The organism is Nonomuraea sp. NPDC049758 (assembly GCF_040674635.1).
In the GTDB taxonomy this organism is placed as follows: domain Bacteria; phylum Actinomycetota; class Actinomycetes; order Streptosporangiales; family Streptosporangiaceae; genus Nonomuraea.
This window is the reverse complement of record NZ_JBFAMZ010000012.1, coordinates 77563-99323: the sequence shown is the minus strand read 5'-3', so window position 1 is coordinate 99323 and position 21761 is coordinate 77563. Positions and strand designations below refer to the sequence as shown.

Annotated in this window: 16 protein-coding genes; 7 read left to right on the top strand and 9 right to left on the bottom strand. The window is 73.0% G+C overall.

The genetic code is table 11. The annotated features are described in order from the left end of the window. Window positions 1-25: 25 nt before the first annotated feature. Window positions 26-655 carry a carboxymuconolactone decarboxylase family protein gene (locus AB0J46_RS29325; RefSeq protein WP_364337376.1) on the bottom strand — a complete coding sequence of 210 codons (630 nt, stop codon included), beginning with the start codon at window positions 653-655 and terminating at the stop codon, window positions 26-28. Then, entirely contained in the window at window positions 655-1203 is a 549-nt protein-coding gene (locus AB0J46_RS29320) for a VOC family protein (RefSeq protein ID WP_364337375.1), read from the bottom strand. Before AB0J46_RS29320 ends, AB0J46_RS29325 begins: the two co-directional genes overlap by 1 nt. Window positions 1204-1281: 78 nt before the next feature. Between AB0J46_RS29320 and AB0J46_RS29315 the strand changes: the two genes are divergently transcribed. Next, a complete protein-coding gene (locus AB0J46_RS29315) occupies window positions 1282-2172 on the top strand; it encodes an SDR family oxidoreductase (RefSeq protein WP_364337373.1) in 891 nt (296 codons plus the stop codon). A 34-nt stretch (window positions 2173-2206) separates the two neighbouring features. Here the strand turns inward: AB0J46_RS29315 and AB0J46_RS29310 are convergent, their stop codons facing one another. Both AB0J46_RS29310 and AB0J46_RS29305 read right to left on the bottom strand, forming a co-directional pair. Next, a complete protein-coding gene (locus AB0J46_RS29310) occupies window positions 2207-3151 on the bottom strand; it encodes a WYL domain-containing protein (RefSeq protein ID WP_352350891.1) in 945 nt (314 codons plus the stop codon). Beyond that, window positions 3133-4734 carry a CocE/NonD family hydrolase gene (locus AB0J46_RS29305; protein ID WP_364337371.1) on the bottom strand — a complete coding sequence of 534 codons (1602 nt, stop codon included), beginning with the start codon at window positions 4732-4734 and terminating at the stop codon, window positions 3133-3135. The genes AB0J46_RS29310 and AB0J46_RS29305 overlap by 19 nt, the downstream gene beginning before the upstream one ends. A gap of 89 nt (window positions 4735-4823) precedes the next feature. Between AB0J46_RS29305 and AB0J46_RS29300 the strand changes: the two genes are divergently transcribed. Continuing rightward, window positions 4824-5609 (top strand): SGNH/GDSL hydrolase family protein, encoded by a 786-nt coding sequence (locus AB0J46_RS29300; RefSeq protein ID WP_364337369.1) that lies wholly within the window; start codon window positions 4824-4826, stop codon window positions 5607-5609. 100 nt (window positions 5610-5709) lie between these two features. Here AB0J46_RS29300 and AB0J46_RS29295 read toward each other — a convergent pair whose 3' ends face one another. Then, window positions 5710-9207, bottom strand: a complete 3498-nt coding sequence (locus AB0J46_RS29295) for a S8 family serine peptidase (protein WP_364337367.1) — start codon at window positions 9205-9207, stop codon at window positions 5710-5712. A 138-nt stretch (window positions 9208-9345) separates the two neighbouring features. Then, window positions 9346-10785, bottom strand: a complete 1440-nt coding sequence (locus AB0J46_RS29290; protein ID WP_364337365.1) for a glycosyltransferase family 39 protein — start codon at window positions 10783-10785, stop codon at window positions 9346-9348. Window positions 10786-11024: 239 nt separating this feature from the next. Between AB0J46_RS29290 and AB0J46_RS29285 the strand changes: the two genes are divergently transcribed. From AB0J46_RS29285 to thyX, 4 genes are all read left to right on the top strand, one after another. Then, window positions 11025-13151: an anthranilate synthase component I gene (locus tag AB0J46_RS29285; RefSeq protein WP_364337363.1), complete on the top strand. Its 2127-nt coding sequence runs from the start codon at window positions 11025-11027 to the stop codon at window positions 13149-13151. 92 nt (window positions 13152-13243) lie between these two features. After that, the gene (locus tag AB0J46_RS29280; RefSeq protein ID WP_364337361.1) at window positions 13244-14389 is read left to right on the top strand and encodes an amidohydrolase family protein; all 1146 of its coding nucleotides are present in this window, start codon (window positions 13244-13246) and stop codon (window positions 14387-14389) included. A 254-nt stretch (window positions 14390-14643) separates the two neighbouring features. After that, window positions 14644-17283 carry a M4 family metallopeptidase gene (locus AB0J46_RS29275; protein ID WP_364337359.1) on the top strand — a complete coding sequence of 880 codons (2640 nt, stop codon included), beginning with the start codon at window positions 14644-14646 and terminating at the stop codon, window positions 17281-17283. A 133-nt stretch (window positions 17284-17416) separates the two neighbouring features. After that, the gene (thyX, locus tag AB0J46_RS29270) at window positions 17417-18199 is read left to right on the top strand and encodes an FAD-dependent thymidylate synthase (RefSeq protein WP_352350875.1); all 783 of its coding nucleotides are present in this window, start codon (window positions 17417-17419) and stop codon (window positions 18197-18199) included. Window positions 18200-18203: 4 nt separating this feature from the next. Here the strand turns inward: thyX and AB0J46_RS29265 are convergent, their stop codons facing one another. Both AB0J46_RS29265 and AB0J46_RS29260 read right to left on the bottom strand, forming a co-directional pair. Continuing rightward, on the bottom strand, window positions 18204-18524 hold the full coding sequence (locus AB0J46_RS29265; protein WP_352330107.1) for a hypothetical protein: 321 nt from the start codon (window positions 18522-18524) through the stop codon (window positions 18204-18206). A gap of 3 nt (window positions 18525-18527) precedes the next feature. Beyond that, window positions 18528-19607 (bottom strand): exo-alpha-sialidase, encoded by a 1080-nt coding sequence (locus tag AB0J46_RS29260; protein WP_364337357.1) that lies wholly within the window; start codon window positions 19605-19607, stop codon window positions 18528-18530. A 174-nt stretch (window positions 19608-19781) separates the two neighbouring features. Between AB0J46_RS29260 and AB0J46_RS29255 the strand changes: the two genes are divergently transcribed. Then, a complete protein-coding gene (locus tag AB0J46_RS29255; RefSeq protein WP_352350871.1) occupies window positions 19782-20591 on the top strand; it encodes a helix-turn-helix transcriptional regulator in 810 nt (269 codons plus the stop codon). A 22-nt stretch (window positions 20592-20613) separates the two neighbouring features. Here AB0J46_RS29255 and AB0J46_RS29250 read toward each other — a convergent pair whose 3' ends face one another. Continuing rightward, the gene (locus tag AB0J46_RS29250) at window positions 20614-21732 is read right to left on the bottom strand and encodes a globin domain-containing protein (protein ID WP_364337355.1); all 1119 of its coding nucleotides are present in this window, start codon (window positions 21730-21732) and stop codon (window positions 20614-20616) included. Between the last annotated feature and the right edge of the window lie 29 nt (window positions 21733-21761).

Genomic DNA, 21761 nt, shown 5'->3' with positions numbered 1-21761 from the left:
AACCGGGCGATCGGCGAATGGTCGGCTACTCGCGACGAACGGTCACTTCGTCGGCGATGTCGCGCGTCCCGTACCCCTCGGGGGCGGGCACCTCGGTGATCGGGTCGGGGCGGTCGTCGAACTCCAGCCGCAGCGCCCGGGCCATGGTGGCGTGCATCTCGTACAGGCAGACGATGTAGGTCAGCTCCAGGATCTGCTCGTCGGGCAGGTGGGCGCGCAGCACGTCGAACACCTCGTCGTGCACCCGGCCGCCGTCGAGCACCAGGCCGTCGGTGTAGGCCAGCACCGCCCGCTCCAGCTCGCCGAACCGGTCGCTGACCTGCCAGGAGGCCACCGCCCGCACCTTCTCCTCGGACACGCCGAGCGCCCTGAGCTGCTTGCAGTGCTGGGAGTAGACGAACTGGCTCTGCCGCGCCCAGCCTGCCCTGGTCTGCCCCAGCTCGCGCAGCACCGGGTCCAGCCGTGACTCCCGGTAGATCTGGAAGCCCTTGACGCAGTGGCGGAAGATCTTGGGGTCGAGGGCGAAGACCGTCCACCAGTCGCCCGGCGAGCCGGTCGCGGTCCCCGTGCCGTCGGGGGACAGCAGCCGGTCGTGGAAGAACCGGACGACCGGGTCGGTCACCTCCTCCGGCGGCACCCGCCGCAGGCGCGGCATCAGACGGTCCGGTCGGCGGCCGTCTTGGGCTCGTGCCGGACGTCGCCCGGCTGCCCGACCGGCCGCGTCCAGGCGGCGAACTCCACCAGGATCCCGTCGGGGTCCTTGAAGTAGATGGACCGGACGAAGACGCCCTCGTGCATCGCGGGCGCCACGCCGAACTCGCTGTCGTCGTGGTTGAGCAGCACGCCCACGTCGATGCCCCTGGCCACCAGCCGGTCGCGGTACTCCTCGATGCGCTCTGGCGGCACGTCGAAGGCGATGTGGTTCATCGAGCCGACCGCCGACAGCAGCTCGCCCCGGTCCGGCAGGTTCTTCGGCGCCGAGACCCCCGGCACGCCCTCGGGCGCGTCGGGGAACCAGAAGAAGGCCAGCGCGTTGCCGCCGCCGCAGTCGAAGAAGAAGTGCTGGCCCCAGCCCAGGGGCAGCTCGATCGTCTTGATCAGCGGCATGCCCAGCACGCCGGAGTAGAAGTCGACGGTCTGCTTCATGTCCGAGCAGACCAGCGCGATGTGGTTGACCCCGCGGAGCTCGAATTCGCTGTTCATGGTAATCAACTACTTATCACAGCGTTCCTGCGGAAAACATGACAGGAGGTGGCGGGTATCCGGGCCACGATCGTGCCCGTGATTGTTGTGGTGGCGGGCGCGACCCGCGGTACGGGACGAGGAATGGCGGTCGCCCTGGGGGCGGCCGGAGCGACGGTCTACTGCGCCGGACGGAGCACGCGCGAGCGCCGTTCGGAGATGAACCGTCCGGAGACGATCGAGGAGACCGCCGAGCTGGTGAGCGCGGCGGGCGGGACGGGCATCGCGGTCCCCGTCGACTTCCTGGACCCGGCGGCGGTGGCCGGGCTGGCCGCCCGCGTCGAACGGGAACAGGGCCGCCTGGACGTGCTGGTCAACGACGTGTGGGGCGGCGACCACCTGTGGAAGTGGGAGACCCCCGTCTGGGAGCAGGACCTGGACGACGGGCTGCGCCTGCTCAGGCTGGCCGTCGACACCCACCTCATCAGCGCCCGCCACCTGCTGCCGCTGCTGATCCGGCACGAGGGCGGCCTGGTCGTGGAGGTCACCGACGGCACCTGGGAGTTCCACCGGACCCGCTACCGCGAGAACGTCTACTTCGACCTGGCCAAGCTGTCGGTCAACCGGCTGGCCTTCGCCTGGTCCCACGAGCTGCGCCCGTACGGCGGGACGGCGGTGGCCGTCACGCCCGGATTCCTGCGCTCGGAGGCGATGCTGGACGGTTTCGGCGTCACCGAGGAGAACTGGCGCGAGGCGAAGGCGGACAGCGCGTGGATGGTCTCCGAGACCCCCGCCTACGCCGGTCGCGGCGTGGCCGCCCTCGCCCGGGATCCCGACCGGCGCAGGTGGTCGGGGTCGTCGGTGACCAGCGGCGAGCTGGCCGAGGCGTACGGCGTCACCGACGTGGACGGCAGCCGGCCGCAGGTGTGGCGCTACATCGCCGAGGTCATGGAGAAGGGCGGCGACGGCGGCTGGGAGGACTACCGCTGAGACCCGTGGTGGTGCCCGGCCACGCGGGCGTCCTCTAGCGCCGGTAGAGCTCGGCCATGCGGGCGGCGGCGTCGGCGACCTGGGCGCGCAGCTCCTCCGGCGCCAGGACCTCGGCCTCCGGGCCGAACCGCAGCACCTGGGTGAAGGCCACCCGCGTCGACTCCACGGCCAGCCGCACGGTCCCGTCCGGCTGGAGCGAGGCCAGCGCGTCGTCCAGGGCGGCCGGGTCGGCGACGTACCGCAGCATGCGCCGGCCGGCCGGGGTCAGCCGCAACGTGATCACGTCCCTGAGCAGGGAGCGGCTGAACTCGGCCGCCTGCCCGGCCCAGAACGCGGCCAGGTCGAAGTCGGCGTCCCGCTCGAAACGCGGCTCGCGCGCGCGGACGTCCCCCATGCGGTCCACCCGGAAGATCAGGAACCGTTCGCGCAGGCGGGCCACCAGGTACCAGGCACCCGCCTTCAGCACCAGCCCGTACGGCTCCAGCTCCCGCGTGCGCTCCTTGTAGACCACCGTGACCGGCAGGTCGTTCCACACGGCCCTGGCCAGCGGGGCCAGCGCCGGGGGCGGCGGCGTGTCGGCGGCGTACCAGCCGGGCGCGTCCAGGTGGAAACGCTGCGCGGCCGTGGCGGGCGCGTCGCGCAGCGAGGGCGACAGCGCCGCGGCGGCCTTGAGCCGGGCCGTCGCGGCCACCTCCTGCAACCCCATCTCGCGCAGCGCCGCGGGCACCCCCGACAGGAACAGCGCCTCGGCCTCGGCCCGGTCCAGCCCGGTCAGCCGGGTGCGGTAGCCGTCCAGCAGCCGGTAGCCGCCGCCGCGCCCGCGGTCGGCGTAGACCGGCACGCCCGCCTCCGACAGCGCCAGCACGTCGCGGTGCACCGTGCGCTCGGAGACCTCCAGCTCCCTGGCCAGCTCGGCCGCCGTCATCCCGCCCCTGGCCTGCAACAGCAGGACCAGCGACATCAGCCGCGCGGCGCGCACAGCGGCAGCACCACGGCCGAGGGGCGGGCGGGGGAGTGGAACACCTCGACGTCGGCGGGCACCATCGGGCCGCCGGGCGCGCCCACCGGCTCGCCGGTGCCCGGGTTGCGGGCGATCGTCGGGTACGCGCCGGCCGCCACGTGCACCCGGATCCGGTGGTCGCGCCGGAACCGGTGGCCGATCGGCCACAACTCCACCCGGACCCGGCGCACGCCGTCGCCGTTCCCTTCACCGGCGGTGTGCGGGCCCAGCCTGCGCACCCCCTCGCACAGGTTGAGCGAGCGCCCGTCGGGGTGCACGTCGCAGACCCGGACCACGACGTCCACGTACGGCGTGCTGGACCGGACATAGACGTCGGCGTGCACCGGGCCGATCATCTCCACATCGGCCTCCAGCGCCGCGGAGCTGTAGACCAGCACGTCGCGCCGGGCCTCCAGGCGCCGCTGGTCACGCGGCCTGGAGTCGGCCAGCAGCACCGGGCCGCCGATCGCCGGCGTGGGGTGGGCGGGGTGGTAGCGGAACCGGTCGGACCCGGCCTCCTCGGGCTCGCGCGGGTCCAGGCCGCCGCCCGGCCGCAGGTGCCAGCGCTGCTCCCGCACGCCCGGCACCGGCCAGTCGGGGTAGTCGCGCCACTCGCCGGCCCCGGTGACGTAGAGCCGCACCGGGTCCGTCCGCAGGCCGGACGGGTCGTCCATGAGGTGGGCGCGGAACCAGGCCAGCGCCTCGGCCTTCGAGGGCCGCCCGTGCCGGGAGTCGACGTGGTACCAGGGCCCGATCGTCAGGTACGGCCGCCGCCCGGCCGCCCGCATCGCCGCGTAGTCCTTGAGCTGCCAGGGCAAAAAGACGTCGTACCAGCCGCCGAGCATGGTGACCGCCGCCTCCACCTGGCCGACCTTGAGCGAGAAGTCGCGCTTGTGCCAGTACGGCACGGCCGGGTCGGCGTGGTGGGCCAGCAGGTCGCGGAAGAACCGCAGCGGCCGGCCCGCCGAGGCCACGTCCAGCTCGGCCACCGGCCGTCCCGACAACACGGCCCGGCGGGTCACCCTGGGGGCGGTCAGCATCGCGGCCCCGCCGACGAAGCGGCGCGTCATGGTGTCGGTCAGCGTGGTCCAGCTCAGCGTCGACTCCAGCGCGAACGCGCCGCCCACGTAGGCGGCGTCCCTGAACTGGGAGGCGGTGATCTGCGTGGCCATGGCCTTGAGCTCGGGCCCGGCCTCGGCGGCGACGGCCCACTGGGCGTAGCCGAGGTAGGAGGGGCCGAACATGGCGAACGAGCCGCCGTACCAGGGCTGTTCGCGCAGCCAGGCGATGGTGGCCAGGCCGTCGTCGTGCTCGTCGCCGAGCGGGTCGAGGCTGCCGCCGGAGCCGAAGCCGCCCCGGCAGCTCTGGATCAGCACGTGGAAGCCGTTCCTGGCGAAGCCGCGGCCGTACATCCAGCCGAACAGGCCGCGCCGGCCGTACGGCGAACGGATCAGCACCGCCGGGCCCGGCCGCCCATGAGCCGGGGCGTAGTGGTCGGCCAGCAGCGTCACACCGTCGGGCATGGGGACGGGGATGTCCCGCCGGAGCCGCACGCGTCTCATGTCCTAACCAGTAACAGATGTGACGGGACGGGTGGTAGCCGGGGGTTACGGTCGCGTAGGGAGAAAGGTCCTTGGCAAACTATCCGGTCATGGGACGAATCACTTCGTATGTCGCCCTAGGGGACAGTTTCACCGAAGGACTTGAGGACCCGGCCGACCACGGGTTCCGCGGCTGGGCCGATCGGCTGGCCGAGCACATCGAGGCCGACCGCCGCCAGGCCGGGGAGCCCGGACTGCGGTACGCCAACCTCGCCGTCCGCGGCCGGCTGATCGACCGGATCGTGTCGGAGCAGGTGCCGAAGGCGGTCGAGCTCGGCGCCGACCTGGTCTCGCTGTGCGCCGGGGGCAACGACATCCTGCGGCCGGGCAGCGGACCGGCGTCCGTGGCCAGGCGGCTGGAGGAGGGCGTCAGGACGCTCACCGAGGCGGGCAGCCGGGTGCTCATGTTCACCGGCTTCGACCTGCGGCACGTGCCGGTGATGCGGCTGGCCCACTCCAAGATCGAGGTCTACAACCTGCACATCCACGACATCGCCCGCCGCTACGACGCGCTGCTGGTGGACCTGTGGCCGATGCCGGTCCTGCGCGACCCGCGCGCCTGGAACGCCGACCGCCTGCACCTCAGCCCCGACGGCCACCGCCGGGTGGCGTTGCGGGCCGCCGAGGTGCTCGGCGTGCCGGTGGCGGAGGACTGGCGCGAGGCGTACCCGGCCAGGCGGCCGCCGCTCTGGACGGCCGCCCGCCGCGAGGACCTGCGCTGGGCCAGGACCTACCTCGGCCCGTGGATCGGCAGGCGCATCAACCGGCGCTCCTCGGGCGACGGCGTCGTCCCCAAGCGCCCCGACCTCGCCCCGCTGCCGTCCGCCGGCCGCTGACCACGGCCCGGCCCGCTTCCCGGCCCGCCGCCGATCCCGGCCGCCGATCCCGGCCCGGCCCGGGGTCCCGCCGCACCAGGAACGGCGGGACCCCGGACGGTCAGGGCAGCGCCTTGTCCGGGCGCTCGGAGACGCGCACGCCGTTGACCAGCGTGGCCCCCTGCCGGGCGGCGAAGCGCACGTTGAGCTGACCGTCGGTCACCTTCACCGTGTACTGCCTGGCCACCGCCGTGTACGTGCCCGCCTCCAGCGCCAGGTCCAGCGCCGGGATCGCGAGCTGGCCCTCGACGAGCACGTCGAAGACCCGTTTGCCCATCTGCGTGCTCTTCACCTCGGCGAAGTCCAGCTCCACCGTGTACGTCCCGGCGGGCACGCCGTCGAACCGGTACTCCAGCATGCCCTCTCTGGCCGTCCGGAACAGCGCCTGGTCGGCGGTGCCCGCGATGGTCCTGGACGTGCTCGCCGTCTTGGTCGAGGTCGCCACGTAGCCGTACCCGCCCTGGGTCCAGCGGCGGTCGGGCGTCCAGGCGTCGCCGTCGGCGTCGGTCAGCGCCTTCGACCCGCCGGCGTCGACGGCCACCTGGAACTTGGGCACCACCACGGTCACCTTGATCTCGATGGCCGGCTGCCGCCCGCTGGCCGACTTGACGACCAGCTTGCCGGTGCGCATCCCGCCGGGCGTCACCCCGGCGGCGGAGAGCGTCACCCGCAGCGTCGCCTTCTGGCCCTTGGCCAGCTCGCCCGCCTGCGGCGTGACCGACGCCCAGTCGGCGTCACCCGTCACCGTGTAGGCGGTGGGGGAGCCCAGGTTCGTCAGCTCCAGCGTGCGCGTCCTGGTCGCCCCGGCGGGCATGACCGCGGTCAGCTCCGCGGCCGAGGCACTCACCCGGCCGGTGACCAGGGCGGTGTCGATCCTGGTCAGCGCGCCGGGCACGACCGTGACCGGCTTGGTGAAGGTGCCGTAGTTCTCCTTGGCCACCACCACGTCGTGGTCGCCCGCCGGGACCTGCCCGAAGAACGACCCGTCCGCGCCGGTCGTGAACGAGGCCACGTCGCCCAGCTTCACCGACGCCCCGGCCAGCGGCTCGCCGTCGTTGGCGTCGGTGACCACGCCGGTCACCAGGCCGTGCCGGCTCGCGGTGAACGTCACGCCGCGGCCGGTGGCCAGCGCGGCCTCCTCGTAGGAGTAGAGCAGCGCGTCCGTGCCGGCCGCGTTCTCGATGCCGACGGTGGCGCTGGAGCCCTGGTCGCGCTCGCTCTCGATGTCCTTGTAGCGGAAGGAGACCGAGCCGTCCTCGCCCAGCAGCGCCGCGAACGACACCCGCTCGCCGGTCCCGCTGTAGAAGGTGACGTTGCGCCACTCCACGACGTACTGGCGGTGCGGGGCCGTGCCTGCCACGCCGGTGTAGACGCCCGCCTCGGCGTCCACCTTCAGGTCGTCCCAGTACGGGTAGACCGCGTTGTTCGGCGTGCCCGTGCCCGGCAGGCGGGTGTTGCTGCCCGTGGTGACCCGGTCGGCGGCGAAGGTGACGAGCCCGTTCGTGCTGATCCACGCCCTGGACTGCCCCGTGCCGTAGAACGGGACCGCGAACGGCAGCGTCACCTGCACGGCCTCGTCGTCGCCGGTCAGCGCCAGCTTCTCGGTCCCGGCGACGTACGGCTGCGCCGCCGCCCGGCAGGTGTAGCCGAAGCCGTCGCCGCGCAGCGGCAGCTCCACGTCCCTGAGCGTGTCCCCGTCCACGGCGACCTGCGCGCTCGCGCCGCTGGAGCAGCGCGAGACCGGGGTGACCGTCAGCGTGTACGTCCCGCGCGGCAGCGTCATCGTGTACCGGCCGGAGGCGTCGGTGACCGCGCTCACCGGCGTGCCGCCGGCGGCCACGGTCGCGCCCGGCTCGGGCACGCCGGCCGTGCTGACCGTGCCCGACAGCGTGCCGGACGGCTGCCGGACGAGCGTGACGTCGCCGGTCGTGACCTGCTCGGCGGTCACCGTGGCCGTGGCGCTGCCGCGGTCGTAGCCGAACTTCTCCGCCGTCAACGCGTACTCGCCGGGCAGCAGGCGCGGGATCGTGTACGTGCCGTCCTGCCCGGTGACGACCGCGCGCGCCAGCGGACCGGTCACCTTGACCGTCACACCCGGCACCGGCTCGCCCGCCGCCGTGACCGTGCCGCGCAGCTCGCCCAGCCCCTCGTCCGGCGCGGCCTGGACGGCGGCGTAGGCGTCCAGGCGGCCCTCGCCCCAGACGTTGTTGTCGGCCGCGGTGCCGCCGCAGCTCGTGTCGGCCACGTCGATCGCCGTGCCGTCCAGCAGCGGCCGGGTCGCGGCCACGTCGCCCTGCAGCCGGGGCGCGGCCGACCAGATCAGCGCCACCGTGGCGGCCACGTGCGGCGAGGCCATCGAGGTGCCGGTGTAGGAGTCGTAGTCGTCGTCCGGGACCGAGGAGCGCACGTTCACCGCGGGGGCCGCGATGTTCGGCTTGATCTCGCCGTCCTGGCCCTCGCCCTTGCTCGACCTGTTGTACAGCACGTTGTTGACGTCGAAGCCGCCCGCGCTGTAGCTGATCGCGTACTGGCCGGGCGAGCCGCTGGTGCGGCAGGCCGGTCCCTCGTTGCCGTTGGCGAAGGCGGGGAAGATGCCCGCCGCCACCCACGCCTGGACGGTCTCGACGTACCAGGGGTCGAACCCGTTGCCGCCCCAGGAGTTGTTGACGATGTCCGGCGCCAGGTCGGGACGCGGGTTGCGGCCGTTCAGGTCGGTCGGGGCCAGCACCCACTGGCCGGCGGCCAGCAGCGAGGCGTCCGTGCAGGTGTTGACCTCGCAGCCCTTGGCGGCGATCCAGCGCACGCCGGGCGCCACGCCGATGCCGTTCGCGCCCGCCATCGTGCCCATGACGTGCGTGCCGTGGCCGTTGTTGTCGCACGGCGCCGCCGACGGGCAGATGCGCGCCGGGTCGAACCAGTTGTAGTCGTGGGTGTAGGAGCCGTCGGGGTTCCTGCCCCGGTAGCTCGCGGCCAGGTCCGGGTGGTCGTACTGGACGCCGGAGTCGATCGAGGCGACCACGATGCCCTCGCCCCGGTCGCCCAGCTCGCTCCACACCCGCGGGGCGCCGATCCGGTCGACGTTCCACTCGACCGCGCCGGCCCTGGGCTCGGCCCGGCCGGTCACGGGCTCGGGCAGCGCGACGACGGTGACCGGGTCGATCCGGTCCACCTCGGGCAGCTCGCTGATCGCCGACGCCAGCTTGGCGTCCGCGGTCACCCGTACGGCGTCGACGATCCAGTACGAGGTGTAGTCGGCCTTCTGGGCGTCCAGCAGCTTGACCAGCCCGGCCTGCGAGGTCTTGGCCCGCTCGGTCTTGGCCTGGTAGACCAGCTGCGTCCTGGCCCGTTTGGTGGCGGCCCGGCGGGCGGCGCCGAGGTCGGCGGTGCCCTTCATCCGGACCCAGAAGGTGGCCTTGCCGTCCTTGTCCAGCTCGGCCTGGACGGTCTGGGAGATCTTGCCGGGATCGGGCGCCGCGTGCGCCGGGGCCTGGGGGGCGGCCAGGGCGGCGGCGGTGACGATCCCGGTCAGGATCGCACGCCATTTGAGGGTGTTGCGCACGTGCTCTCCTTCACGACGTTCACGACGGTGAGGAAGAGGTGATCTTTCAGCCTCTGTCGAGAAGGGTGAAGAGATCCTGTCGGGAAAGCAAGGGCGCTGATCCTAACAAGCTCGGATAAGTCCCGAAATGTAATGTGGTCAGCTGAAATGTCGCCACATCGGCCAGGTGGCGGACCACGGGCGCACGGGATCCCGGCAGAGCCACACCGGCAGGCCCTGCTCCTCGTTGTCGACGTCCACGCCGTTGTCCACGAGGGCCTTCTGCTCGCAGGAGCCGAACAGCGCGCGGGCCCGGCCGCCCGCGTTCACCAGGATCGCCACGGTCGCGTCGTCCGGCGGCGGGCCGTACGCCCAGAGCTGGTTGTGGCCGGAGTACACCCGGGTCAGGCCCGCCCGGTCGAGAGCGCCGTACTCGCCGTAGTTGCCCGTCACGACCACCGCGCGGGCCCGCTCGTCCGGCGGCAGCGCCCGCAGCACGCCCCCGACGGCCGCGGCGAAGCGCGGCCAGCCGACCGACTCGCGGGCCACCTCGTTGATCGCCGGCACCGGCGTGGCGGCCAGCGCGCCGACCGGCACGAGCGGCAGCGCGAGCACCGCGCAGGCCGCCGCGTTGACCGCGAGGAACGCCCACGCCGCGCGCACCCGCCCGGCCCGCGCCCGCGACACGCTCACGCACCCGGCCGCGAACAGCGCCACGATCAGCCCCGCGGTGTAGTCGAAGCGCCCGCCGCTGACCAGCGTCAGCACCGCCGTCACCGGATAGGCCACCGCCACCGCCCGCACCCGCCGGTCGCGCCACAGCCGGACGAACCCCAGCGCCGCGACCACCGAGACCACCGGTCCGAACAGCGTGAGCTGCATCGGCACGAACATCATCCGCATCTCGGCGCCCTTGTCCGCGCTGAGCGCGGCGGCCATCGACAGCTGCGGCCAGCCGTGCGTGGCCTGGTAGATCAGGTTCGGCGCGGCCAGCACGGCGGCCAGCAGCGCGCCGCCCCACAACCACGGGCTGCCCAGCGCCCGCCGCGGCCCGGCGATCAGCAGGCCCGCCGCCAGACCCAGCACCAGCAGCGCGATGAGGTGCTTGTTGTAGGTGGCCAGCCCGATCACCGCGCCCGCCGCCAGCCACCAGCGCGGCTGCTCGCGCAGCAGCGCCCGGAGCGCGAACAGGATCGCCGCCGTCCACAGCGGCAGGTCGAAGCTGACCGTCAGCAGCGTGTGCGCCGCGATCAGCGTGTACGCCCCGGTCGCCGCGCCCACGGCGGCCATCGTCTGGGCGAGCCGGTCGCCGCCCAGCTCCCGCGCCACCAGCGCCACCAGCACGACCACGGCCGCCGCGGCCAGCGCGGGGAACACCCGCAGCGCCGTCACCGTGTCGCCGAACAGCCCGAGCGCCGCCTTGCCCAGCATCGGCGTCAGCGGGGGCTGGTCGACGTACCCCCAGGCCGGGTGGCCGGCCAGGACCCGGAAGTACAGCTCGTCGCGGTGGTAGCCGTACCAGGGGCTCAGTGCGAGGGCCACGCCGGCGGTCAGAACCGCGGTCACCGTCACCGGACGCCACGCCCAGGGCCGTTCCATGGACGTCGAGGCTAGATCCATTGCCCACCCTTTGTCACTGCCTGAGCGGGTGTCGCGTTGCGCGATCTTGGTCCGGCGGTTAACCTGGGGGGCATGCGAAATCGCCCTCAGATCCAGTGGTGGCGCCGCTCCTAGGCGGCGCGTTTTCGCATTCCTCTCAAAGGACGGCCGCCCCGGATGGCGGCCTTTCTCGTGTCCGCCCCCGGGGCCTCATGATGTGACGTGGTAAGGGGCAGCAAGTGGAGAGCAGCGGATATACCACCGCCGGGGGCGTCGGCGTCGAGCGCGAGGCACGCGACGTGTCGGAAGAGGCGCTCGAAGAGATCGTGACCGCGCTCGGCGAGCGGCGCGGCGGCGCCTTCTCGTCGGGCATGGACTACCCGGGCCGCTACAGCCGATGGGCCTTCGGCTACGTCGACCCCTGCCTGGAGCTGGTCGCCAAGGGGCGGGTCATCTCGGCGACCGCGCTCAACGAGCGCGGCAGGGTCGTGCTGCCCGCCGTGGCCTCCTGCCTGCTCGCCGCGGGCAAGCCGGTCAGCGAGCCGACGCCCGACCGCGTCGAGGTGCACGTCCCGGAGTCGGAGGACCTGCTGCCGGAGGAGATGCGCAGCCGCCGGCCCACCGTGTTCACCGCGATTCGCGAGGTCATCGCCGCCTTCGCCGGCGACGACCCCCACCTCGGCCTCTACGGCTCCTTCGGCTACGACCTGGCCTTCCAGTTCGAGCCCATCCGGCAGGAACTGGCGCGTCCCGACGACCAGCGCGACCTGGTGCTCCACCTGCCCGACCGGATCGTCGTCATCGACCGCCAGCGCGAGACCAGCGTCGAATACCGTTACGAGTTCACCGTCGACGGCGCCACCACCCGCGGCCTGGAGCGCACCGGCAGCTCCGTCCCGCAGGTCGTCCCCGGCGAACTGCCGAAGGACCCGGTGCGCGGCGAGTACGCCAAGGTCGTGGCCGCCGCCAAGGAGCGGTTCAAGCGCGGCGACCTGTTCGAGGTCGTGCCCGGCCAGGTCTTCCACGCCGTCTGCACCGACCCGTCGGCCTTCTACCGCGGCCTGCGGCACAGCAACCCGGCGCCGTACGAGTTCATCATCAGCCTCGGCGACGGCGAGCACCTCGTGGGCGCCTCGCCCGAGATGTACGTCCGGGTCAACGGCGACCGCGTCGAGACCTGCCCCATCTCCGGCACCATCGCCCGCGGCAGCAACCCGGTCGAGGACGCCGAGGCCATCCGCACCCTCCTGAGCAGCGTCAAGGAGGAGTCGGAGCTGACCATGTGCACCGACGTCGACCGCAACGACAAGTCGCGCATCTGCGTCCCCGGCACGGTCAAGGTCATCGGCCGCCGCCAGATCGAGCTCTACTCGCGCCTGATCCACACCGTCGACCACATCGAGGGCCGCCTGCGTCCCGAGTTCGACGCCCTCGACGCCTTCCTCACCCACATGTGGGCCGTCACCGTCACCGGCGCCCCCAAGACGTGGGCCATGCAGTTCATCGAGGACCACGAGGCCACCACCCGCCGCTGGTACGGCGGCGCCATCGGCTTCATCGGCTTCGACGGCTCCATGAACACCGGCCTGACCCTGCGCACCGCCCAGATCAAGAACGGCGTGGCCACCGTCCGGGCCGGGGCGACCCTGCTGTTCGACTCCGACCCCGAGGCCGAGGAGCGCGAGACCGAGCTCAAGGCCAGCGCCCTGCTCGGCGCCCTGGCCTCAGTCAACCAGCCCGACGCCGTCCCGCCCGCCGTGGTCAGGGAGCAGCCGGGGGCCGGCATGAAGGTGCTGCTCGTCGACCACGAGGACTCCTTCGTCAACACGCTGGCCGACTACTTCCGCCAGGAGGGGGCCGACGTGGTGACGCTGCGCCACGGCTTCCCGGCCCACACCATCGACGACGTCGCGCCCGACCTGGTCGTGCTCTCGCCCGGCCCCGGCTGGCCGTCCGACTTCGGCATGGCGGCGCTCATCGACGAGATCTACGCCCGCGACCTGCCCGTCTTCGGCGTGTGCCTGGGCCTGCAGGCCATGGTCGAGCACGCCGGCGGCTCGCTGGAGCTGCTCGACTACCCCGAGCACGGCAAGCGCGGCCAGGTCAGCCGCCTGGGCGACAGCGCGCTGCTGGAGGGGCTGCCCGAGGAGTTCACCGCGGCCCGCTACCACTCGCTGCACGCCAAGCGGCCCGGCGTGGTCGGCTTCACCCCGACCGCGCTCACGCCCGACGGCAACGTCATGGCCATCGAGGACGTCGAGCGGCGGCGCTTCGCCGTGCAGTTCCACCCCGAGTCGATCCTCACCCAGGAGGGCGGCGCGGGCGCGAAGATCATCGCGAACGTGCTGCGCCTCACCCGGCGCTGACCCGGGCCGGTTTCGTCTGGGAAGGGGCAGGGTGTTCCTGTCGTAGGGCAAAACGTCCGCGGGGGCGTGCGGGGCTCCCCTAGAGTCTCCGCATGCTCCCCGTAGCCCTGCCCGACACGGTGCGTGACGCGCTGCTCGCCCCGCTCGTCGACCACCACTGTCACGGGGTTCGCCGGGACGACCTGACCCGGGCCCAGTTCGAGCCGCTGATCAACGCCGGCGGCGCCCCGGCCCCGCCCGGCACCACGCATTTCGACTCGCCGTTCGGCATGAGCCTGCGCCGCTGGTGCGCCCCGCTGCTCGACCTGGAGCCGCACGCGCCCCCGGCCGTCTACCTCGCCCGGCGGGCCGAGCTGGGCGCCGGCGAGGTCAACCGGCGCCTGCTGGCCGGGGCGGGGGTGGTGGCGTTCCTGGTGGACACCGGGGACGAGGACATCGACCTGCTGTCGGCGGCCGAGATGGGCCGCCACGGCGGAGCCGCCGCCGACGAGATCGTCCGGATCGAGCAGATCGAGCAGGACGTCGCCGAGTCGGCGCAGCTCGCCGTCGACTACCTCGACGGCCTGGCCGACGAGCTGTCGGCCAGGGCCGCCAGGGCGGTCGGCCTCAAGACGGTCATCGCGGGCCGCTGCGGGCTCGACTTCGACCCGGCCAGGCCGAGCACCGGCTCGGTCATCGCCGGCGCCAACCGCCGCCTGGCCGACCCCAAACGGCCGCTCACCGACCCGGTGCTGCTGCGCCACCTGCTGTGGAGCGCGATCGACGTGGCCCGCGAGCGGGGGCTGCCGGTGCAGTTCCAGGCCGGGTTCGGCGGGCGCGGCCCCGACCTGCACCGTACGGACCCGGCCAGGCTCAGCGCCCTCATGGACGCGCTGCAGCCCCTCGGCGTGCCGGTCATCCTGCTCCACTGCTACCCCTACCACCGCACCGCCGCCTACCTGGCGGGCGTCTACCCGCACGTCTACGTCGACGTCGGCCCGGCCCTGCCGCACACCGCCGCCGCCTCGGCCCGCGTCATGGACGAGCTGCTGGAGCTGGCGCCGTTCCACAAGCAGCTGTTCAGCTCCGGCTGCCGGGGCGTGGCCGAGACCGGTTACCTCGGCGCCCTGTACCACCGGCAGGCGCTGGGCGCGGCCCTGCTGGCCAGGCTGGAGGCGGGGGAGTGGAGCCCGTCCGACGCGGCCAGGATCGCCCACATGATCGGCTCGGGCAACGCCCGCCGCGTGTACCGCCTCTGACGCCCGCCCGCCGCCGATGGCGGCTGGAGGCGGCGCCTGCCGGGCCGCCCCTTGGCGGCGGCGGTGCGCGGCGGCGGTGCGCGCCGGTGGCGGCGGTGCGCGTTGTTGCCGTAACGGAATGCCATTAATTTATGACATTTCCTTCACTAATCGGAAATTTACATTTCCGGTAATCAAATTGTGATTTGTCTATTTGTCAATATTGCTGTGATGATCGTGGACGCCAGAACCCCTACGCCACACCTGGAGGTGTCGTGTCCTGGCGTCCCTTCGTCCTCACGGCCGCAGCCCTGTCACTCGCGCTGGCCGTTCCCGGTGTCGCGGCGGCCGACGACCCGCCGCAGCCGCAGGTGGAGTCCCGGGCCGGCACCCGGGCCCCCGCCGAGGTGAGCGGGCTGGCCGAGCCCGCCGCCGCAGCGGACCCCGTCGCCGCGGCCAAGACCCACCTGGCCGACCCGCGCTACCACCTCGACCCCGCCGACCTGGTGCCGCTGCGCACGGTCGTGAACGGCCAGGACGAGACCGTCAGGTTCGCCCAGCGGTACCGGAACCTGCCCGTCTTCGGCGCCCAGTACCTGGTCCGCTTCCGCAAGGACGGCGCGAAGCGCGAGGTCACCGGCGCCGGCGGCCGCTTCCTCACCGAGCTCGACGTGAACACCACGCCCACGGTCACCCCCGCGCTGGCGGCCCGGCTGGCCCGCGCCCGGCTCGTCCGGGACGACCAGGTCCGCGCCACGGTCAAGGCCACGCCCGGTGAGCTGGTCGTGCTGCCGCGCGGCAAGGGCGTGCTGGCCTGGCACGTCACCCTGACCGGCGCCGACGCGGCCAGGAAGCGGCCCGTCCTGCTGGACGCCTACGTGGACGCCCACTCCGGCCGGCCGCTGTTCGCCCTGGACCGGCTGCGCATGGAGGGCCCGGCGACCGGCAGCGGGCAGACCGCGCACGGCAAGACCGTCCCGCTCAACGTCTACCAGCGGGCCGACGGCGCGTACGAGCTGCGCGACCGCGCCCGCCCGATGTGGAACGGCACCACCGGCGAGATCCTCACCTACGACGCCGCCGGCGCCGACGTGCAGCAGTTCCTCGAACCCGGCGTGCCGGCCGGCACCGAGCTCGCCAAGTCGCCCACGCCCGCCTTCGGCCCCGAGCACACCGAGAGCGGCGCCGTGGACGCCCAGTGGGGCGCGGGCAAGGTCTACGAGTACTACAAGGGGCTCGGCCGCGACGGGCTCGACGGCAAGGGCGGCACGATGTACTCGGTCGTCAACGTCACCTACTACGGCAGCCCGTTCGAGAACGCCTTCTGGGACGGCACCAAGATGGTCTACGGCGGCGGCGGCGCCGACCTGCACTCCTTCGCCGCCAGCCTCGACGTCGTCGGCCACGAGATGACCCACGGCGTCATCACCCACAGCGCCGACCTGGTCTACCAGGGCCAGTCGGGCGCGATGAACGAGGGCCTGGCCGACTACTTCGGCAACGCCATCCAGACCGGCGCGCTCGGCATCCCGATGAGCGACCCCGACGCCAGCCTGCTCGGCGAGGACCTGTGCAAGAGCCTGCCGCCCGCCCAGTGCGCCACCCGCGACCTCGACGACGACCGCAACGCCGCCAAGGACTACCTCGGCGTCACCACCGCGATCGACGCCGGCGGAGTGCACCTCAACTCCACGATCTTCTCCGGCGCCCTGTGGGACGTCAGGGAGCAGCTCGGCGCCGGCTTCGACAAGGTCGTCTACAAGGCGCTGACCGAGTACATGACCCCGCTCGACGACTTCGCCGACGGCCGCCGCGCCGTCGAGTCGGCCGCCCGCGCCGCCGGGCTGTCGGGGCGCGACCGGCTGGCGATCGCGGCGGCCTTCGAGCGGCACGGCATCAGGCCCGGCTGGGAGCGGCTGATCCGCACCGACAGCCGCGTCGTCCTGGACGGCCTCACCGACTCCCTCGACCCGCCCGCCCTGGCCGGTGACCGGTACGCCGTCACCGACAGCACCCCCGACGCGAACGGCCCCACCGTCATCCGGACCGGACGCGTGAGCGGCGGCCCCGCGACCACCGTGTCCGACGACGGCCGCTGGGACTGGACGCCGGCCACCGACGGCAGGCGCGCGGTGTGGGTCGCCCTCGACGCCGAGTCGGGCCGCTTCCAGGTCCGCTCCCGGCCGCTCGACGCCTCGGCGCCGTCCACCGTCCTGCACGAGACCACCGGCTACGTCTACGCCGCCGCGGTCTCGGGCGACGTCGTGGCCTGGTCCGGCGAGGACCCCGCGACCGGCGAGGTCGAGCTGTGGCTCAAGCGCGGGAACGCCGCCCCGGTCAACCTCACCGCCGACAAGGGCGTGGCCGGGTACATGCCCTCGGTCACCGGCGGCCGGCTCGTCTACGCGCGGGTGAGCTTCGTCTCCGGCGGCAGTCACAGCACGCCCGTCGTGCACGACCTGGCGACCGGCAAGGAGGTCGTGGTGCCCGAGGTGCCGCCGACCGGCGCGATCCCGTCGCTGTCGATCCGCCCGGCGCTGACCGCCGGGCACGTCGTCTGGCTCTACGACGCCGACCGCGACGGCCGGATGGGCGTCATGCGGGCCGCCCTGGACGGCACCGGCCAGACGCCGGTCGTGCCGGACGGGCCGCAGGCGCCGTACGCCACCTGGCTCGACGCGAGCGAGTCGCGGGTGACCGTCGGCGTGCAGCCGGACGGGACCACGCTCGAGAACGCGAACCTGACCAAGATCTACCAGGTTCCGGTCACCGGCGGGGCCCTTGAGCGCTACTCCTGCAACCGCGGGGAGCAGGCGCTGTTCGCCGCCGGCGCGGCGGGTCGCGTCCTGTGGCTGGACGGGACCGCGGGCGACACCGACCTGGTGACCCGCGACAGGCCCGCGCACCGCTGCTGACCTGGCAAGGGCGTCCGCCCGGCGCCCGCCGTGCCTCCGGAGGGGGACGGCGGGCGCCGAGTCGCGCGCAGCCCCGCGAGCTGGTTTGCTTGAGCCCGTCACAAACCACAGATCCCGAGCGGGGGGCTCCCTTATGCGCAGTGTCGAACCCGAGGTCTTCATCGTCGCCCGTCCTGAGCTTGACTACGACGAGCTCGCCCGATACCTGGGCGAGGTCGGCGGCGAGAGCTGGCTGGAGCGGCTCGACCGCGGCGACCTCGACGCCCAGAACCTCGCCGAGTTCGCCGGCCGCCTCTGCTACCGCTCCTTCGAGCCGGGCCTCAACCCCAACGTGGTGCGCATCAGGGAGAACCAGGACGACTACCTGCGCAACATCCTGGCCAGCGCGCACGGCTCGGTCCTCGAACACGTCAGCTTCAGCTTCGTGCTGCACAACGTCAGCCGCGTCCTGACGCACGAGCTGGTGCGCCACCGGCCCGGCGTGGCCATCTCCCAGGAGTCGCTGCGCTTCGTCCGGCTCGACGAGCTGCCGTTCTGGTTCCCCGAGTGGGCCCAGCAGGACCCCGAGCTGATGAAGCGGGCCACGGCCGTGCTGGAGCAGCTGGAGCAGTTCCAGCTCTGGATGGCCGGGCACTTCGGGCTCGACGAGGAGGGGGTGCCGTTCTCGGAGAAGAAGCACCGCACGTCGTTCATGCGCCGCTTCGCCCCCGAGGGCCTGGCCACCGGCCTGGTCTGGACGGCCAACGTGCGCACGCTGCGGCACACGATCGAGGCCCGTACCGCCGTCGGCGCGGAGGAGGAGATCCGCCTGCTCTTCCAGCGCATCGGCGAGCTCATGCGCAAGGAGGCGCCCGCCCTGTTCGGCGACTACGTCGTCGAGGACGGGGCCTGGGTGCCGGGCTGGCGCAAGGTCTGAGGCGTCAGGCGAGCGCGGGCAGCACGTAGACCTCGGCGCCCGGCGGCAGGGCGCAGTCCAGGCCGCCGAGCCCGCGGGCGTTCTCCCCGCACACGATCATGCTGATGTGCCGGCGGATGCGGCCGTAGTCGTCGCGCAGCCGCTCCTCCAGCAGCGGATGGGTGCGCCGCAGCATGTCGAGCGCCGAGCCGAGCGTGGGCGGGGAGTCGCGGTCGGCGCCGACCGCGAACACCTTCACCTCGGTGCGCCCGCTCACCCACCGCCGCAGCGAGCTGGGCAGCACGAACACGACCATCGTCACGGGCTTGGTGAATGACCTGGCCATCGGTCAGAGCACCGCCGCGCGCACGCTCAGCACGTCGGGCAGATGGCGGGCGACCTGCGACCAGCTCTCGCCGTCGTCGCGCGAGCAGTAGACCTCGCCGTCGCGGGTGCCGAAGAACAGCCCGGCGGGGGAGGCGGTCATCGCGTCGCGCAGCACGGTGGCGTGCACGGGACCCTCGGGCAGGCCCTCGCCCAGCTCCTGCCAGGTGGCGCCGGCGTCCTGGCTGCGGCAGACCCGGTAGCGGTGGCCGACCGGGGTGCGGTCGACGTCGGCCGTCAGCGGCAGCACGAAGATCGTGTCGGGGCGGGTGGGGTGGACCACGATGGGGAAGCCGAAGTCGGAGGGCAGCGCGGAGCCGATGTCGTGCCAGCTGCCGCCGAAGTCGTCGCTGCGGTAGACGCCGAAGTGGTGCTGGAGATAGAGCCGGTCGGGCCGGGCGGGGTCGATGCAGACCTTGTGCACGCACTGCCCGAACTCGGGATACTGCTGCCCTTCGGGCAGGAACGGCGCCCGGATGCCCTGGTTGGCGGCCTCCCACGACATGCCGCCGTCGCGGGTGCGGTAGAAGCCGGCCGCCGAGACCGCGATGCCCATGACCTCGGGGTCGGTGGGGTGGGGGACGATCGTGTGCAGGCACAGCCCGCCGCCGCCCGGCTGCCATCGCGGCCGGTGGGGATGGTCCCACAGGCCCTCGACCAGCCGGTAGGTCACGCCGTTGTCCTCCGAGCGGAACAGCGCGGCCGGCTCCACGCCGGCCCACACCACGCCCGGCTCCGACGGCGAGGGCGTGAGCTGCCACACCCGGGCCAGCGTCGCGTCGGTCTTGTCGGGGAAGGCGATGGGCGGCTGGGGCGCCTCGCCCCAGGACTCGCCGAGATCATCGGAGTGCATCACGGACGGGCCGAAATGGCCGTACTCGATGCCGGCCAGCAACCGGGGGGTGCCTCCCCGGGTGTCGACGGCCACCGACGGCACCGCGACCGTGGAGAACCGGATCGGCTCGATCTCGAACGGGCCGCCGCCCGCCGAACGGGCGAGGAACAGGCCCTTGCGGGTGCCGATCGCGAGGACTGCGTCACTCATAGCATCGCTCCCATGTTCGCTTCCCGCCATCGTGCCACGCGCGCGGCGGCGGTGCCGAGGACTGGGAGATTTGCCGCACGCCTGCCGCCCGGCCACCCGCGGACGGCCGGGACGGCACGGGCATTACCCGACAGGTAATCGTGATACTTCCCTCTCACCGCTAGATTTCCTGACATGGGAGCACTAGCGATACAAGAAGAGACTTTTGGTGATTTGTTGCGGTCGTGGCGGCAGCGGCGCCGGGTGAGCCAGCTCGACCTGGCCATCGAGGCCGATGTCTCCTCCCGGCACGTCAGCTTCCTGGAGACCGGCCGCGCCCGGCCCAGCCGCGAGATGGTGATGCGGCTGGCCGAGGAGCTCGACGTGCCGCTGCGCCACCGCAACCGGCTGCTGGTCGCCGCCGGGTTCGCGCCGGTCTTCCCCGAGCGCGAGGTGCGCGCCCCGGAGATGGCCGTCGTCCGCCAGGCGCTGGACAAGATCCTGGCCGGGCACGAGCCGTACCCGGCGCTGGTCGTGGACGCGGCGTGGAACCTGGTGGCGGCCAACTCGGCGGCCGCCATGTTCATGGCCGGCGTGCCCGCCGAGCTGCTGGCCGAGCCGGTCAACGTGATGCGGCTGTCGCTGCACCCCGACGCGATGGGCGGCAGGCTGCTGAACCTGGCCGAGGTCCGCGCGTACCTGCTGCACCAGCTCCGCAGGCAGGCCGAGGCGTCGGCCGACGGCCGCCTGGCCGAGCTGCACGACGAGCTGGCCGCCTACACCTACCCCGGCGTCAACCTCAACGTGGCCCACGTGCCCGGACCGGGCGACATCCTGCTGCCGCTGCGCATCGCCGACGGCGACCGCGTGTTGTCGATGTTCACCACCATCGCCACCTTCGGCACGCCGATGGACGTGACCGTCTCGGAGCTGGCCATCGAGACGTTCTGGCCGGCCGACGAGGAGACCGCCGCCGCCTTCCGCCGCGACCCGGCGGCCTCCTGACGACCACCAGGGACGTTCAGTCCTAGCGTTCACCGGGCACGACGTCGCGGTGGATGCGCGCCGGCGGCACGCCGTCGGCCTGCAGGCGGCGCACGGTGCCGTCCACCATGCCGCCCGGGCCGCAGACGTACACGTCGTGCTCGCGCCAGGAGTGGAAGCGCCCGGTCACCTCGGGCAGGTGGCCGCGCATCCCGGCGTAGGACGGGTCGCCGGAGACCACCGGCAGCACCTGCAGCCACGGGAAGGACGCCTGCATCGCCAGCAGGTCGGGCAGGTCGTACAGCTCGTCGGCGGTGCGCACGCCGTGCAGCAGGTGGATCCGCGGCCGGCGGCCCGAGGCGATGACGTGCTCGACGATCGCCTTCAGCGGGGCCAGCCCCGTGCCGCCGGCCACGCACAGCAGGTCGCGGGCGCTGTGCTCGCACGGCGTCATCGTGCCCATCGGCGGCCCGAGCATGACCGTGTCGCCGATCCTGGTGTGCCTGGTCAGCGCCGTGGACACCCAGCCGCCCGGCACCGAGCGCACGTGCAGCGTGACCGTGTCGTCCGGGCGCGGCGCGTTGGCGATGGAGAACGTGCGCCACACCCGCGGCCAGCGCGCGGTCTGGACGGTGACGTACTGGCCCGCCGTGTACGGCAGCCGCTGCGCGGGCCGCAGCGTGATCACCGCGATGTCGGGACGGCGCAGCTCGTGGTCGACGACCTCGGCCGGCCACCAGGCCGGCGAGACGCCCGCCTGCGACTCGGCCGACTCGATCATCAGGTTCGCCGCCGCCGTGTACGCCGACACCCACGCCGCCTCGATCTCGTCGTTCCACACCTCGGCGGCGAAGCGCCGGATCGTGGCCAGCAGGGCGTTGCCGACGGCCGTGTAGTGCTCGGCGAGCACCCCGTACTTGCGATGGTCCCTGCCGAGCTGGCCGAGGTAGGCGGCCAGGCCGTCCGGGCTGTCCAGGCTCCACACGATCCGCGTCAGCGCGCCGAACAGCCGGTCGCGCTGGACGTCCATCGCGGGCGGGAACATCCCCCGCAGGTGCGGGCTCGCGGCGAACAGCCGCCCGTAGAAGTACGCGGTCGCCTTGTCGGCCACGGGCTCGACGAGTGAGAAGCTCTCCTTCACCAGTCGCGGATTCAACGACATGCACTCAACCCCACCCCATCGGACCGGAA

Excerpts from the sequence above, each read along its gene's own strand:
- AB0J46_RS29325 (WP_364337376.1), bottom strand. The coding sequence starts at position 655 with ATGCCGCGCCTGCGGCGGGTGCCGCCGGAGGAGGTGACCGACCCGGTC.
- AB0J46_RS29320 (WP_364337375.1), bottom strand. The coding sequence starts at position 1,203 with ATGAACAGCGAATTCGAGCTCCGCGGGGTCAACCACATCGCGCTGGTC.
- AB0J46_RS29305 (WP_364337371.1), bottom strand. The coding sequence starts at position 4,734 with ATGAGACGCGTGCGGCTCCGGCGGGACATCCCCGTCCCCATGCCCGAC.
- AB0J46_RS29300 (WP_364337369.1), top strand. The coding sequence starts at position 4,824 with ATGGGACGAATCACTTCGTATGTCGCCCTAGGGGACAGTTTCACCGAA.
- AB0J46_RS29290 (WP_364337365.1), bottom strand. The coding sequence starts at position 10,785 with ATGGAACGGCCCTGGGCGTGGCGTCCGGTGACGGTGACCGCGGTTCTG.
- AB0J46_RS29280 (WP_364337361.1), top strand. The coding sequence starts at position 13,244 with ATGCTCCCCGTAGCCCTGCCCGACACGGTGCGTGACGCGCTGCTCGCC.
- thyX (WP_352350875.1), top strand. The coding sequence starts at position 17,417 with ATGCGCAGTGTCGAACCCGAGGTCTTCATCGTCGCCCGTCCTGAGCTT.
- AB0J46_RS29265 (WP_352330107.1), bottom strand. The coding sequence starts at position 18,524 with ATGGCCAGGTCATTCACCAAGCCCGTGACGATGGTCGTGTTCGTGCTG.
- AB0J46_RS29260 (WP_364337357.1), bottom strand. The coding sequence starts at position 19,607 with ATGAGTGACGCAGTCCTCGCGATCGGCACCCGCAAGGGCCTGTTCCTC.
- AB0J46_RS29255 (WP_352350871.1), top strand. The coding sequence starts at position 19,782 with ATGGGAGCACTAGCGATACAAGAAGAGACTTTTGGTGATTTGTTGCGG.
- AB0J46_RS29250 (WP_364337355.1), bottom strand. The coding sequence starts at position 21,732 with ATGTCGTTGAATCCGCGACTGGTGAAGGAGAGCTTCTCACTCGTCGAG.